The organism is Pseudanabaena sp. FACHB-2040 (genome assembly GCF_014696715.1).
Lineage (GTDB): Bacteria > Cyanobacteriota > Cyanobacteriia > Phormidesmidales > Phormidesmidaceae > JACVSF01.
Genome location: NZ_JACJQO010000008.1, coordinates 133,429 through 148,503 on the forward strand (window position 1 = coordinate 133,429; position 15,075 = coordinate 148,503).

The following is a 15,075-nucleotide window of genomic DNA, read 5'->3' on the forward strand; positions in this document are numbered from 1 at the left end:
GCAGCTAGCCTTAGTAGCCAAAAGCTCGGGTTTGTTTTTCGTTGAAGGGCTTAGATTTCTTTTCATAGCACTGCAGCCCTGCGTTGCTAAGAACGATCTGGTGGCCCTGGAAGTGGTGAAACTCACCGCTGACTGCGCCTTCCCAGTCACCGAGATCGCGGGCAGTCTCTAGAAAGCGCTGAAAGGTCTTGGTTCTGATTTCGGCAATAACGACGTAGCCATCGCAGAACACTTCGATTTTGGTGAAGCCTTTTGAGCCAGGCCCCGCCAAAGGAACACCGCTAAATTTAACTCTGACGTCAACTCGTCCTTTCGCAGGCATTTTTCGGGTCTTTTTTCAGGTCGATTGTGTGCAGTATTGCTGCTCTTATCACAATAGCTCAGCCGGTCTGGCTCTCGCACTAGGCATAGAACTGGCCGGTTTTGTGCTGAGCGCAATCGCATCTCGATAGTTTTCCATTTTTGAGGATTTCTGGCAAGGGGGAAATTTGCGATCGCACCAAACCCAGGCCAAATCAAGCGGGAGAGAATCATTACAGCGTCTCTGACTAGGCCAAGCGGCAGCCAACTAAGCCGCCAGCAGCTTTAACACAGCAAGAATCAACAAGACAAGATTCGCCTGGCCCATTTAGTGTTGGGCTGCTGATGTGCTGCCGACTGGCATCCATCCATCTAAACTTCCGTGGAGCGGAATTCCCGAGACAGCTCCATTTCCTATTTCGCAATAGCCTCCCGATACGTTTCCCCCTAGCAGCTTCTAGGCAGCCCCTACAACCCCTATGCCCGAGCAAAACCTCGAACCTCTATTTCTACAGCCCCTCGATCCGTGGCTGCGCGAACAAATTTTGCGGCTCAGTGTCGATATGCTGAGCGTAGGACTTTTGACCTGCACCGCCTGCGAAAAAGTGTTTGGTGAATACATCCTAGAGTACAAAGGCGAGACATTTCGGCTGCCAGCAGGCAAAGCCTACGCATTTCTCAAGTACGTGCAAGAAACGACAACCGATTCATTCCAATAACCCAGCGCCCTACCATGAGCAAACCTGTCCTTCTGACCGTGGACGACGATGCGGATGTGCTGCAGGCAATTTCTCGTGACCTGCGCAAGCAGTATGGCGATCGTTACCGGGTGCTCCGAGCTGATTCTGGCAGCGCCGCCCTCGATACCCTGAAAAAGCTCAAACTCCAGAATGACTCTGTGGCGCTGATGCTGGTAGACCAGCGGATGCCCGAGATGAACGGGGTTGAGTTTTTAGAACAGGCACTAGAGCTTTTTCCAGAGGCAAAGCGGGCGCTGCTGACTGCCTATAGCGATACCGATGCGGCCATTCGTGCCATCAACGAGGTCAGCCTCGACTATTACTTAATGAAGCCTTGGGACCCGCCCGAAGAGCAGCTGTACCCAGTAATTGATGACCTGCTAACCGATTGGCAGGCCCACTTTAAGCCTCCCTTTGAGGGCATTCGCGTCATCGGCGATCGCTGGAACCCGCGCAGCCACCAGGTAAAAGACTTTCTATCGCGCAACCAGATTCCCTACCGCTGGATGGACGTTGAGCAAAACAAGGAAGCTGTCACCCTGCTTGAGTTGACGGATTTGGAGAAGCCAGTGCTGCCGCTGGTGCTCTTTCCCAATGGCGATCGGCTGGTGCAGCCCAGCAACACCCAGCTAGCCGCTAAGGTGGGGCTGCAGACGGTCGCGGCCAAGCCCTTTTATGACCTGGCCATCATCGGCGGCGGGCCTGCCGGACTGGCAGCGGCAGTCTATGGTGCATCGGAGGGGCTGCGGACGGTGCTGATCGAGCGCGAGGCCCCTGGCGGACAGGCGGGCACCAGCTCTCGGATTGAAAACTACCTGGGCTTTCCGGTAGGGCTCAGCGGCAGCGATCTGGCTCGACGAGCCGTCAGCCAGGCCCGCCGCTTTGGGGTCGAGATTTTGTCGCCCCAGGAGGTGCAGGGCCTGCGGGTAGAAAACGATTATCGCTTCATCACCCTCTCTGACGGCATTGAGATTAGCTGTCACGCGCTGATTTTGGCCCTAGGCGTTTCCTGGAAGCGGATGAACACCATACCCGGCATGGAACGGTTAACCGGAGCCGGGGTGTATTACGGAGCCGCCCAGACCGAGGCCCTAGCTTGCGCCGATGAGGATGTCTACATTATTGGTGGCGCTAACTCGGCCGGACAAGCCGCCATGTACTTCTCTAAGTACGCGCGCAAAACTACCCTGCTTGTGCGGGGCGACTCGCTCACTAAAAGCATGTCTCAGTACCTAATTGAACAGATTGAGGCGGCTCCTAATATTGAGGTGCTGGCTCATACCAGCGTGATTGAGGCCAAGGGAGAGACTAGCCTAGAGGCGCTGGTGCTGCAAAATTCTCAGACGGGCGCAACAGAGACGGTGCCCACCAACTCTCTGTTTATCTTTATCGGCGCAATGCCCCGCACTGAATGGCTAGATGGGCTGGTTCAAAGAGATGAGCGGGGCTACCTGCTGACCGGGGGCGAACTTGAGTCAGAGGTGCCGCCTGCTCAGGTTTGGCCGCTGGAGCGACCGCCCTACCTGCTAGAGACCAATGTACCCGGCGTGTTTGCCGTCGGAGATGTGCGGCGTGGATCGGTTAAGCGGGTGGCTTCTGGGGTGGGCGAGGGGTCAATCTGCGTTCAGTTTGTGCATCGGTACTTAGGCGACCTGCTATGAGGCGGCAAGACATGCTCTGCATTGATGATTTGCTCATTCTAGAGCCGTTTAACCAGCTGCCTAGGGAGCGGCTGGAGTGGCTGTGCGATCGCACCTCCTCCCTCCAGTGTGCTAAAGGCGACTTGCTGGTGCACGAAGGCGACCAGGTCGACACAATATATGTGCTGATTTCTGGCCGCATCAGCATTACTCGGTTCACGGAAGGGACACAGATGCCGCTGGGGCAGCACGATGCGCCGGGCTATTTTGGCGAAATCCCGGTGCTGACAGGGGAACCTGCGCCAGTAACGATGTATGCCGCCACCGAGTGTCAGCTGCACAAGATTTCTGGCGACGATTTTCTCACCCTGCTACACGAGTGCCGCAGCTTTGAGCAGACCGTGTTTCGCCTGTTTCAGCAGCGGCTGCGAGGCCTAGAGTCATTCATTCGCAGCCGTGAGAAAATGGCGGCGCTGGGCACGATGGCGGCGGGGCTAGCCCACGAGCTAAATAACCCCGCTGCGGCGTTAGTGCGGGCCTTACGTGATGTAGTGCCAGCTATCCGCGAATTGGAGCACATGAACCTGCTCTACGGGCAGAGCCAGGTCGATCCGGAGCACACCAAGCAGTGGCAGGCCACCCGTGATGCCGGATACGAAGCGATTTTGAATCATCGGATAGACTCGGCCACCTTGGGCGATCGCGAGGAGGAACTGCTCGAATGGCTCGAAGACTATGGAGTTGACCAGGCTTGGAAGCTAACTGAGCCGCTGGCGCTGGCAGGTATCAGCACAGACACCCTGGAATCTTTGATAGCCCGCTGGCGAGACGACCCTTCCGAACTGCGAGACCAGGGGATTCGCTGGCTGGCCCTCTCCTTTGAAGTGATGTCTATGATTCAGAGCGGGCTACATGGGGCCGAGCGGATCTCGGTTTTGGTCAAGTCGATGAAGTCTTACTCCTACATGGATCAGGGAGCGCAGCAAATCGTCGACATCCACGACGGGCTAGAAGACACGCTGCGGCTGATGTCGTTTAAGCTCAAGCACGGGGTGACCGTGTGCCGCCAGTACGACTCAACCCTGCCCAAAGTTTCGGCCCACGGCAGTGAACTCAATCAGGTCTGGACTAACCTGATCGACAACGCTATTGACGCCATGGACGGCAAGGGCACGCTGACCCTCAAAACCTGCTGGTTTAAAAACTGTGTGCGCGTCGAAATTATCGATTCGGGCAGCGGCATTCCCCCCGAAATTAAGACACGGATTTATGAGCCGTTCTTTACCACCAAGCCGGTCGGCAAAGGGACGGGCTTGGGCCTCGAAACCGTCCGTCGCATTATCGAGAATCGGCACCAAGGCACCCTCTCGGTCGAGTCTGTACCGGGGAAAACCTGCTTTGCCGTAGGGCTACCGGTTCAGTAGTCCAATTTTAGGAAAAGAGTGCTGCGGATAGGGGGTGGATGGGTAGATGGGTGGATGAGTAGTGGCTATTTGGACAATTGGCATAGCGTGATCTGTAGAAACGTGATCCGTCATTAGAAAGAGCCGCACAGACAGCCTGCTGCCTACGATGTAAGCGTTGACCGCCTACATTTGACAAATAATGAATTCATCCACCCGCCCCTTAGCTGTTGTTACCGGGGCCTCTAGCGGCATCGGCTACGAACTGGCCAAACAATTTGCCGAAAATGGCTTTGACCTGCTCATTACGGCCACTGGCCCCAGCATCAACGAAGCCGCTCAAACCTTACAGGAGCTAGGAGCCAACGTTAAAACCGTACAGTCTGACCTGTCAACCTATGAGGGGGTCGAGATCCTATATCAGGAGATTGTGTCGGCCAGTCGGCCTGTCGATGCGATCGCAATCAACGCGGGTGTGGGCGTAGGCGGCGAGTTTGCTCGCGAAACCGACCTCAGAGACGAGCTGAATCTGCTCAATCTCAACGTTGTCTCAACCGTCCACTTGGCGAAGCGGGTGGTTAAAGACATGGTGAATCGCGGTGAGGGCCGCATCCTCTTCACCTCTTCCATAGCCTCCATCATGCCTGGCCCCTTTGAAGCAGTCTATGCAGCTTCAAAAGCCTTCACCCATTCTTTTGCCGAGGCATTGCGCAACGAGCTAAAAGACACTGGAGTGACGGTCACCTCTCTGATGCCAGGGCCAACCGACACCAACTTCTTCGACCGCGCCGACATGAACGACACCCTGGCTGACTCCGTCATACAAGACGATCCGACTGAGGTCGCTAAGCAGGGGTTTGAAGCGCTGATGTCGGGCAAAGACAGCATCATTGCTGGGTCTTTCATGACCAAGCTTCAGGGCAACGTTGCTAAAGTTTTGCCCGACACGGTGAAGACAGCTCTGCACCGCCAGATCGCTGAACCGCGCTCAGGTAAGTAGCTACCTGGGCAGGCGAATTGCCGTTGTCTGACAACCGTTCAGCAACGGCAATTCGCTAACATCCTTCTTAGGAAGTATTCTCTTGGGTGAGCAATTCCGCTTGAATGGGGAAGACCGTGTATGCATACGGGTACCTCATGAAGCGCGATGCCACTGGCAAGTTTGTGACCAACTGGGGTTCAGAAACGAAGCAGCGAGTCAGCCTTTCTCTGACCCATACAGCCTGGCAATCGCTTGACCAGGAGGCTCGCAGGCGAGGCATTTCGCGCTCGGAAGTGATTGAGCAGTTTGCCCGCAGCCTGACAGATGAGCCGGTAACGTTAAACCACAATGAAGCCGGGGTTAGCCACGACATTGATATCATTCGGCAGGCCCTCGAAACTGAACACGCTTGGTTTGAATCAGTGCTGCAGCAGATTCCTGCGGGGGTGATGATTGCCGATGCCGCTGGCAAGCTAGTGCTGATCAATGAACAGGCCAAAGCCCTAGTCGGATATGAATATGGACCCTCACTGCAGCTAGAAGACTATAGCTCAGTGATCCCATTTGAATTGCTGCGGGCTGATGGGCAATCCTATACTGCCGATGAGTATCCGCTGGTGCGATCGCTGCGTAGCGGCACAGTCATTACCAACGAAGAGATGGAAATCCACTGCTCAGATGGCAGCCGTGTTTTCATCAACATCAGCTCAGCCCCGATACGTGATCAGCAGGGGCAGGTAGTGGCCGCCGCCGCAATCCTTCAAGATGTCACTCAGCGCAAGCTGATGGAACAAGCCCTGCAGAAGAGCGAGTCGCGGCTACGAGGCCTGTTTGACGCCAGTCCTATCGGCATTATCATTGGCGATTTTCAAGGCCATATTTTAGAGGTCAACGATGCTTGGCTCAACATTTTGGGCTACCCGCGAGAGGAGGTGGTGTCGGGGCAGGTCAATTTTTTAGACATTACCCCGCCGGAGCACCTGCACCTCGATCAGCAGGCCATGGCAGAGATGAAGGCCACGGGTTCCCACACGCCCTACGAGAAGGAATATATCCGCAAAGACGGCAGCCGCATTCCAGTGTTGGTTGGCACAGCGTATCTCGGTGGCCCCAGTGATTTGGGCATTGGCTTTTTGGTGGACTTGAGCGATCGCAAACACCTAGAACTTGAGTTGCAGCAGCAAGAGCAACAGTTTAAGCTGGTCGTCGAAAATGCCCCCGATATTATCAGCCGGATGGATTGCGGCTTTCGCCACCTCTATGTCAGCCCTTCAATAGAGCAAGCAACCGGAATTCCGTCGGAGCAGTTCATTGGCAAAACCAATGCCGATTTAGGCATGCCAGAGGCGATCTGCAGTGCCTGGGTGACTGCTCTAAAGCAAGTTTTTGAGACCGGCCAGGAGCAGACCATTGAGTTTAACTTTCCAACCCCTGAGGGCGAGCGCTGGTATCAGTCGCGGATTTTTCCCGAGTTTGCTGTCAATGGCTCAGTCAAAACCGTACTGAATATCGCCCGCGATGTCACCGACTACAAGCAGGCTGAAGCGGCTCAAGCGCAGGCCCGACAGCAAATCGAGCAGCTGCTGACAGAGCTGCAGCAAAAGGAGCGGCAGCAGCAGTTTTTGATCGACTTAAACGATGCCATCCGGGCCCTGCAAGACTCCCAAGACATCATCTGGCATATCGTCTGTGCCACCGGGCAGTACTTCAACGTTACTCGCTGCACCTACGGCGACATCGACCCTCAGCAGGAATACGTCATTGTCGAACGCGACTTTTGCAGCGGCGTCATTAGCGTGGTGGGCAAACACCTGCTCAACGCCTTTGGGCCGGAGAGTATCGCTGAACTGAAGCAGGGCAAAACCCTGGTGATCGAGGATGTTGACCGCGACCCTCGTACCGCCAACGCTGCCCCTGCTTTTAACGCTATCCAAACCAAATCGCTTCTATGCGTGCCGCTGGTAAAAGCGGGGCGCTTTGTAGCGGTGCTGGTGCTGCACCATGTGGTCCCTCGCCTCTGGACAGCAGAAGAAGCGGCCTTGGTGGAACGCATTGCTGAAAAAGCCTGGCTGGCTATCGAGCGAGCGCGAGCTGAAAGGGCATTGTGCGCGAGCCAAGACCGCCTACAGCTGGCCCTGATTGTAGGGCGCATGGGCACCTGGGACTGGAACCTAGAGACAGACCAGATCACCTGGTCAGAGGGGCACTACACCATTTTAGGCCTACAGCCCCACGAATGCGAGCCCAGCTACGAACTCTGGAGCCAAAGCGTTCATCCCGATGATTTGGCTGCAACCGAGGCAACGCTGCGCATGGCCATGCTGGAAAGAACAGAGTATGCCCACGAGCATCGCGTCCTTTGGCCCGATGGCTCTACTTACTGGATCGAAGCGCGGGGCCAGTTTACCTACAGTGCTGACGGACGGCCAACCCGCATGATTGGCATTTTAATTGATGTGACAGAGCGCAAGCAGGCCGAACAAGAACGAGAACAGCTGCTAGAGCGCGAACGCAGTGCCCGCTCCCAGGCAGAAGCCGCCAACCGGATCAAAGATGAGTTTTTGGCGGTGCTGTCTCATGAGCTTAGGTCACCGCTCAACCCGATCTTGGGCTGGGTTAAAATGCTGCGCCAAAAGCAGCTAGATGCCGTCAAAATCCAGTACGCGCTAGAAACCATTGAACGCAATGCCAAACTACAGGCCCAGCTGATTGAAGACCTGTTGGATGTTTCGCGCATTTTGCAGGGCAAGATGACGCTCAATGTCGGCCCGGTCAACCTGGTGGACACGGTTGAGGCTGCGCTAGAAACGGTGCGGCTGGCAGCCGAAGCTAAGCAGATCGCTGTCATCATCGATTTGCAGGACAGCCGCCAAGAAACCTCCAACGGCCAGCCTCTTACCACAACAGGCGATTCCAATCGGCTCCAGCAGGTTGTCTGGAACCTCTTGTCTAATGCGGTCAAATTTACCCCTGCCGGGGGGCGTGTTGAGGTGCGGTTGACTTGGGTTGGGGGTCAAGGGTTAATAGCCAGTGGCCATGAGCCACACCCCTCCAGCTCCCAAGACAAAGGCCAAATTACCCCTGCTCCATTCGTCCAAATCACGGTTAGCGATACCGGCCAAGGCATTCGCCCTGATTTTTTGCCTTACGTGTTTGACTACTTCCGCCAAGAAGACAGCACCACTACTCGAAGATTTGGCGGACTGGGCCTAGGGCTAGCAATTGTTCGGCACCTGACAGAACTGCATGGCGGTACAGTTTGGGCAGAAAGCCCCGGCCTCAATCTAGGGGCCACTTTTGGCGTCCGGCTGCCGCTAAGAGCAGCCCATCAGGAAGGGCCTGCCGACAATAGCCCGTTGGAAGAGGCAATCGATCTGGCGGGCGCACGCGTGCTGATTGTAGATGACGATTCTGATATGCGCGAGCTGGCTACCTTTATTCTGGTGCAGGCAGGGGCAACGGTGGCTACAGCCACTTCGGCCGCTGAGGCACTGACTCGCTTGAGTCAGTCGGTTCCAGACTTGCTGCTGTGCGACATTGGCATGCCGGACATCAATGGCTATGCTCTGATGCAGCAGATCCGAAAAGGCCTGCCCGAACACGGCAGCACTGTACCTGCGATCGCACTGACAGCCTATGCAGGCGAGGTTAATCGGCACCAAGCCCTAGCCGCCGGATTTCAGCAGCACCTGGCCAAGCCGGTTGACCCTGGAGAGTTGGTGCGTGCGATCGCACACCTCCTCGGCATTGACGCGGGCTAGAGCAATACTATGCTTGAGCAAAGAGGACTCTCCAGCTTCCACATCAAGCTTCTAGCCGCCATTACCATGCTGATCGATCATATTGGCGCGGTCTTATATCCAGAAGTGGACTGGCTGCGGGCCATAGGGCGCATCAGCTTCCCCCTGTTTGTTTGGCTGCTGGTTCAAGGCGAAGCCCATACTCGCGACATCTGGCGCTACGGGCTACGGCTAGTGCTGCTGGGGCTGATCTCACAGCCAATTTACCAGCTGACCTTTGGCGTAACCGATCTCAATATCCTATTTCAGCTGTCGGTGGGGCTAGTCTGCCTTCGCTTGGCGCGGCAGTGGCCCGATCTGCAAATCCTGGTTTGGCTGGCAGGCGCAGCCGTCACCGAAGTTTTGAACATGAACTATGGTAGCTACGGCATTGTTCTGGTGCTGCTGACCCGCTACTTTCGACCTAATTTTGCTTGGTGCCTGGTCTGGGTGGGATTTCATCTAGTTTGGGCAAGGTTCATGGGGCCATTTCAGCTACCAGCGGCAGTCATTCCCCTATTCTTCTTCTGGGCAAATGGCCAGCGCGGTCCCAAAGCCCGATGGTTTTATGCTTTTTACCCAGGGCATCTGGCGCTGCTGGCTTTGATTGCGCGGGGAATAGGGGTGCCGGGAGGGTAAAAGTGGGCGGAGAAAGGAGACACGATTTTCTTAGGTAACATTTAAGGCATTGCCAAGACAATTTTGTTACCTAAGAAAAGAGAAGGCATGGAAAAGAAATACCTAAAGAGGGGGAAACGGGGGAAAACAGAGACGAGGATGGGAGAATGTAAACTTCTGGGAGGTTGATTGGGACAATGCAGCGAAGAATAACGTTTCAGGCTACATTACATCAAAAAACTAGGCATATTTGGAAGCGTCTTCGATGCCTAACCTGTTGAATCAGTGGATCAAGCTAAAGAGTCAAGAGTGGATTGAGTGCGATCGCATCTCCCTGCCATCCGCTTCAGTTTTGAGGCCCTGTGGGGCAGCCGGGGCGATGTTGGTGGTTCTTATTAGCAGTTGCGGGGAACCACACACCATTTCCCTTGCCAGCGGCACAGAAGGTGGTTTCTACAGCCGGCTGGGTGAACAAGTCAGCCTATCTACTCAGAAAACAGCAGGTATTTCGGTCCAAAATCGGCCTTCCCAAGGATCACGAGAAAACTTGGAGCGGCTGATTCAGGGTGAGGTTGATTTTGCCCTAGTGCAGCTAGACGTGGCCAGGGAAGCTCTGCAGACTAGGCAGGTGCTGGCCGTGGCGGCTTTGGCCCAGGAAGACGTGCATATCGTGGTTTGGCGTGATTCTGGAGTGCAAACTCTAAGCGATCTGCAGGGGCGACGGGTAGCGGTAGGGGCACCGGGCAGCGGCATTCGTCACACCACTGACCAACTGGCTCAGGCCAGCCAGCTGACATTTCAAAACGATGACTCAGCCTTTGATGAAGCCTTTGAGCAGCTACAGGCTAGGCAGGTTGACGCTGTGATCTATGTTGGCAGCGTCGGTGCCAGCCAGAAGCTCCAGCAGCAGTTTCTCGATCATCCCCAATACACGCTGGCTGCTATTTCACCCTCAGTTACCAACCATTTGACGATCCGCTACCCTGGCTCGTATCAGCCTACAACTCTGCCGCCCGGTGCTTATGCAGTGTTGCCCGCCACACCCGAGCGAGATGTCTCAACCCTTGCCACCGCTACCGTTTTGGTCACCCGACCCAACGTCAACCGCAGAGCCGTTGGCCTGGTCACCTGGTCAGTTTTGGCCGATGCTCGGGCTTATGCCCAGTTTTATCCGGCCTTGCTAGAGGGTGAGGCAGCGGCAGCGCTGCGGCGGGGGCTGCTCTACCTCCATCCGGCTGCTGAGGAGGTATACGAAAACGGCGATCCTCGCGCTGTTCTGGCCCGCTATTGGAACAATAACGACGATCTCCAGGCGGGGGTCTTTTTGCTCGGAGGTACAACAGCCATTGGTCTACTGCTGCGCTACTGGCGCAAACGGCAATCCCATAAAACTGTAATTGCCACAAGTGATCGCATTAATGAACTGCGGCAGCTGCTGCCAGACTACCCCCAGCAAGCCCTCAGCGGCATTGAAGACCTGAGCCAGGAAAACCGGCTGCGGTTCATTGACGGAGCTGTCACCCCCGAAATCTACGAACAGCTGCGCCACAAAACCCAGACCTTTACCGATCAATGCCGATCCCAACTCGACGAGCAACGCACCCAATTTGTGCGCGACACCCTACTGCTGCTAGACGAATGGCAAGCCACGCTGCAGAGCAACCCCACTGTCGCTCTACAAAAACTGAGCCAGATCAAGCACCAGTACCGAGAAATGTTGTTAGCAGGCCAAGTTGATATCAAAGCCTACATTGAGCTAGTGCAGCTAACGCTGATGTCGGTTATGACCCTGGTGCCGACAGCCCAGGCAGAGAGGACGCAGGGATGTGAAGAAGCGGTAACAGGGGGACGTGTGGATGTGGAGAAGCAGGAGAGTTAAGGGGGCGGGGAAGACAGGGGGACGTGTCACTGCGTCTCCCCCTTCTACTCTCTAAGACTTGAGCACCAAATCAAGCAGCTCTCTGGCAGGCTGAGCCTTAGCCAGGGCCGACTGATAGTCGTCGTAGGAGCGCACCAAGCGAGACAGGCCATTCACGCCTGATTTAAGCTGGTCTAGCTCGTCACCTGAGAGGAGTTCGCCATCGAGCATTCGCACTAGCAAGGGTTTGATGTCTCCAACTTCCTGGCGGGCTTTTTGCAGCTTCTCGACGGTACCTAGCAAGGATTTGAGGGCGGCAAAGATGTCTTCAATATTGGCGGGATTTGCGTCTTGGGAGGGTGATTCTTGGGGGGGTGATTCCGGAGCAGCAATCTCCAGTTCAGGGGAGGCTGCTTCCGGTGCAGGGGGGGTTGTCTCTTCCGGCTTAGCAGCCGTTTTAGAGGTAGCGACTTTAGGGGGTGCCATCCAGGTATTCTCTAGCCCAACTTCCCTAGTGTAGGGGTTTCTCGACTTTAGGGGGTCATGCGGTAGCCCATTCCCCGCACGGTCTCGATCAGCTCGTTCCCTAGTTTCTTTCGTAAATACCCGATATAGACATCCACAATGTTGGATTTTGGATCGTAGTCGTAGCCCCAAACCGGCTCTAGCAGCTGCTCTCGGCTGAGAATTTGTCCGGTCGCAGACTGTACTCGGTGATGTGGGCTATGAAATTGCCAATATCTAACGCTGGATGCCCTTGGCAGCACAGGTCTATGTTCACCAGCCAGAGGCGATCGCTGTCTACTAGCACCTGATCATTATAGAAATAGAAGTTGTGGTGGATGGTGCTAGGGGCATGGCGGGGAGATAGGTTGCGATCGCATCACACCCCACTCCATCAAAGCTCGCCGTCCCAGTCTGTGGCACACTAGCTGCACTGAGGTCACTTGCTCGCACCTCGGGTAGGAGCTGCCGAAGGGGGGGTTGGAGGGCGTCTAGGTCGAAGGTGGTGGGTACGAAGGGAATGCAGTCTTAGCTATACTGACTCGTCCTCAGTGGGGTCAGGTGACCTCCTCCAGTGGCGAAATTATTGTGTATCAGGCAGAGTCCGTTGTTCAGGGTCAGAACCGGGGTGACTTTGTCGTCACCTACCTGATTTCGCGGGGGCAAACAGAGATCGATGAGGTCACCCGCGTCATTGTCAAAGCAACACAGCGATGCGACCAGCCCGATCACACTTGGCTCTAGTCTGGTTTGGGGATGTGCTCGATTCTGGGCACACGATACGGATGAGGGCATTGCCCTAGAGCACCAAGAACACATTTATTGAACGCTTCGCCCGCATCTTCCACCGCTACCGTCGCTCTGAAGGAGCCGGCTTAGGTCTAGCCATCGTCAAGACAATCGCTGAAGCCCACGGCGGGCACGTTGAGCTGATCAGCTATCCAGGCCATGGCTCCACCTTCACGGTAGTCATTCCAATTGATCCCTCTTAAGCAGAAACTTTCACCCTTCACCTTCTACCCGCATCGTAAAACGGCCTGCCTAGAAAATACCTTGCTGAGATATGGACACCTCGAATCAACGGCCTCCAAGACACTCTCAGCCACTACGACTTTCTTAGGTAACAGAATTGCGAGTTTTAGGTCAAGAATGTTACCTAAGAATATGCACCTTGCCAATACGCTTGCCGCAGATAGTAAAGCAGTGTAATCAGCTCCTCATCCTGCAGTTGGCTCCGCCGTCTGCCCTCAAATCGGGCTGCAATGAAGTGCATTATCTGCTCTGCCGTCCAACCCAGACGCTTGACTTGGTCCGCGAGTTTATCAAATAACTCAGACAGCGGAATTTGGCTACCTGAGGTTGGGCCCAATCCCTCCATTTCAATGGCCTGGTCGGGCTGTGGAAAACTTAGCGTCTCCCCCCGCACCCCCCTCTCCGGAGAAATGAGGTTTAAATTCGAACCTGCGTCATGGCCTGCAGAGCTTTCACCCTTCATTAATCTCTCTAAGGTCTGTAACGCCCCTGTTTTCTCTAGGTTTGAGCGATCGTTAAAACCTGCCTTAAAACTCGCTGCGTCCTTCTGATCGCGCTCTGGGTCTGCTGTTACAGGCGATTGCTCAGGCTGCTGCGCCAAAAAGGGCTTTGAGTCTTCTGCAATAGACGCTGAGAGGTGGTCTGGATGCCACAGGCCTAGATGCTTGTAGAGGGTCTGGGCTGAGGTCTGGGCCATTGTGATCAGTACCTGCACTCGGGCCCTGACGGTAGTTGGCATTTGCCCCAGCGTTAGAAGCTGCTGGGCAGCCCGCTGAATGCGACAGCGGGCGTCTTGCGATCGCACCTCATTCTGGTTAGGAGTAGACTCGGTCGATGTCGGGCTGCCCATGGGCCAGTAATACTTCTCGGCAGCTCTCGCCCAGGCAATTGCTCGTCGCCGGATCTCGCCTTGGTGGCGGCAATATTGGCGGTAGCCGGGCAGGTGTGGGGCAATGCGGCAAATGTAATCAATCAGGGCCGTTCCTTGGTGTCGCTCAAAGACAACCCCGTAGCAGGCAATGGTTTTAAGCAGCCGATTAGTCTGGCCGTAGTCGGTCCAACCTTCGGCAATCTCTATTTCTAGGTCAGCTCGCCAGGTTTGTGTCAGGCTTAGGGTGCGCCGAGCTCGTCTGCGTCGATTGTTGCGACCAACGCTCAGTGCTCGGTGCAGCATCTCCATATCTTGGGCCTCTGCTGCCTGCTCCCAAATCCAGAGGAAGTGCGACAAGCTGTCGGTCACGGGCTGCAGGGCGTCATCTAGAACGCAGGAGCCGCTGCCGGGCTGAAGGGGCAGCCGGTGGGCATTGTATTCAACAAAGATAGTGACCCCATAGGTTTTGGGGTTGGGAAAGATTTCGAGCTGCCCCGGCTTAATCTCAAAGCCTTGGGCCTTGAGGCAGCCCTCTAGAGCCACCGCTAGATTAAAGGTATTAACAGCTTCTGGTAGCGGTACATAGAGGTGCAGCCCGCCATTCCAGCTAGAGCGAATCAGTAGGGTGCGGGCAATGCCTATTGTTTCCAGCGCGGCCCGTAGGGTTGCAATAGACTCTGCCGACTGGTCTTTGCCCCCGTTGTTGGAGCGATAGGGGCTACCGGCATCTAGGTCGATCAGGGCGTAGCGTGTAGTCTGGCCAAAGCGCACGCCGATCAGCGTGTTAGCGTCTTGCCAGAGGCTCCATAAGACTCTCGGCCGCAGCGGGTAGCCAGTAAGGGTTCTCCAGAGGGGTGCAGCGGCGGCATTCTCTGGCAAATCAGCTGTAATAGCCTGCCACGGGTAATGACCAAAGATTTCGCACAGCCCCTTGCCATCAGGATGCCCAGGTAAAGGATCTGAGGTAAGGAAGTCGCTTTTAGGTCTGCTCTTTTTAGGGTTTGGTTGGTTTAACAAAGCACTATCTCCAATGAAAGGGCGAGAGCCTAAGCCAAAACTCTCGAAGTTGTAATCAATGGGGAAGAAAGTGTTTTGCCTGCAAACAAACCCAAACAGCACAGCCTTTGATTGAGCTGTGGTTATTGCTGTATGAAAGAATTGGTCTTAAAATAGACAAAACAACTCCGCAAGTACTCAAATAGCTGTGGCAGCTCGATTTGGTGAGTACTCATTCCCGCAAGGGATCAATTAAGAGGCTTCTGCTGGTGGTTCAGTGGAAGCCTTTTAGCTATTTGTTTATGTAATCATCGGCAGACTGCTCACGCGAAAAAGAGGTTGTTATTTAGTA

The 15,075-nt window shown here is 55.2% G+C and carries 12 protein-coding genes and 2 pseudogenes; 9 read left to right on the plus strand and 5 right to left on the minus strand.

Annotated features, from left to right (window positions below):
• Positions 1 to 10: 10 nt before the first annotated feature.
• The gene (locus H6G13_RS12120) at positions 11 to 322 is read right to left on the minus strand and encodes a hypothetical protein (protein WP_190483473.1); all 312 of its coding nucleotides are present in this window, start codon (positions 320 to 322) and stop codon (positions 11 to 13) included.
• Between the two features lie 457 nt (positions 323 to 779).
• Here H6G13_RS12120 and H6G13_RS12125 point away from each other — a divergent pair, with 457 nt between their 5' ends.
• The 7 genes from H6G13_RS12125 to H6G13_RS12155 all read left to right on the plus strand — a co-directional run bounded on the left by H6G13_RS12125 (position 780) and on the right by H6G13_RS12155 (position 11,341).
• Positions 780 to 1,019 (plus strand): hypothetical protein, encoded by a 240-nt coding sequence (locus tag H6G13_RS12125; RefSeq protein WP_190483474.1) that lies wholly within the window; start codon positions 780 to 782, stop codon positions 1,017 to 1,019.
• A 14-nt stretch (positions 1,020 to 1,033) separates the two neighbouring features.
• The gene (locus H6G13_RS12130) at positions 1,034 to 2,701 is read left to right on the plus strand and encodes a response regulator (protein ID WP_190483475.1); all 1,668 of its coding nucleotides are present in this window, start codon (positions 1,034 to 1,036) and stop codon (positions 2,699 to 2,701) included.
• Positions 2,702 to 2,712: 11 nt separating this feature from the next.
• Positions 2,713 to 4,104, plus strand: coding sequence for an ATP-binding protein (locus H6G13_RS12135; protein WP_190483550.1), 1,392 nt, complete (start codon positions 2,713 to 2,715; stop codon positions 4,102 to 4,104).
• 181 nt (positions 4,105 to 4,285) lie between these two features.
• Positions 4,286 to 5,083 (plus strand): SDR family NAD(P)-dependent oxidoreductase, encoded by a 798-nt coding sequence (locus tag H6G13_RS12140; RefSeq protein WP_190483476.1) that lies wholly within the window; start codon positions 4,286 to 4,288, stop codon positions 5,081 to 5,083.
• A 137-nt stretch (positions 5,084 to 5,220) separates the two neighbouring features.
• Positions 5,221 to 8,826, plus strand: a complete 3,606-nt coding sequence (locus H6G13_RS12145; RefSeq protein ID WP_190483477.1) for a PAS domain S-box protein — start codon at positions 5,221 to 5,223, stop codon at positions 8,824 to 8,826.
• Between the two features lie 9 nt (positions 8,827 to 8,835).
• Positions 8,836 to 9,483: a TraX family protein gene (locus H6G13_RS12150; protein ID WP_190483478.1), complete on the plus strand. Its 648-nt coding sequence runs from the start codon at positions 8,836 to 8,838 to the stop codon at positions 9,481 to 9,483.
• A gap of 244 nt (positions 9,484 to 9,727) precedes the next feature.
• Positions 9,728 to 11,341 (plus strand): TAXI family TRAP transporter solute-binding subunit, encoded by a 1,614-nt coding sequence (locus H6G13_RS12155; RefSeq protein WP_190483479.1) that lies wholly within the window; start codon positions 9,728 to 9,730, stop codon positions 11,339 to 11,341.
• Between the two features lie 51 nt (positions 11,342 to 11,392).
• Here the strand turns inward: H6G13_RS12155 and H6G13_RS12160 are convergent, their stop codons facing one another.
• The 3 genes and pseudogenes from H6G13_RS12160 to H6G13_RS29440 form a co-directional block, all read right to left on the minus strand.
• Positions 11,393 to 11,806 (minus strand): hypothetical protein, encoded by a 414-nt coding sequence (locus tag H6G13_RS12160; protein WP_190483480.1) that lies wholly within the window; start codon positions 11,804 to 11,806, stop codon positions 11,393 to 11,395.
• 47 nt (positions 11,807 to 11,853) lie between these two features.
• Positions 11,854 to 12,015: pseudogene (locus H6G13_RS12165) on the minus strand (winged helix-turn-helix domain-containing protein); the annotation flags it as partial.
• A gap of 2 nt (positions 12,016 to 12,017) precedes the next feature.
• A pseudogene (locus tag H6G13_RS29440) lies at positions 12,018 to 12,170 on the minus strand (phosphotransferase); the annotation flags it as partial.
• Positions 12,171 to 12,385: 215 nt separating this feature from the next.
• On the opposite strand from H6G13_RS29440, the gene H6G13_RS12170 reads away from it, so the two are divergent.
• Both H6G13_RS12170 and H6G13_RS29445 read left to right on the plus strand, forming a co-directional pair.
• A complete protein-coding gene (locus tag H6G13_RS12170) occupies positions 12,386 to 12,568 on the plus strand; it encodes a hypothetical protein (RefSeq protein WP_190483481.1) in 183 nt (60 codons plus the stop codon).
• A gap of 143 nt (positions 12,569 to 12,711) precedes the next feature.
• A complete protein-coding gene (locus H6G13_RS29445) occupies positions 12,712 to 12,816 on the plus strand; it encodes a hypothetical protein (RefSeq protein ID WP_347277471.1) in 105 nt (34 codons plus the stop codon).
• A 164-nt stretch (positions 12,817 to 12,980) separates the two neighbouring features.
• Here the strand turns inward: H6G13_RS29445 and H6G13_RS12180 are convergent, their stop codons facing one another.
• Positions 12,981 to 14,744, minus strand: a complete 1,764-nt coding sequence (locus tag H6G13_RS12180; protein WP_190483482.1) for a hypothetical protein — start codon at positions 14,742 to 14,744, stop codon at positions 12,981 to 12,983.
• Positions 14,745 to 15,075: the final 331 nt, after the last annotated feature.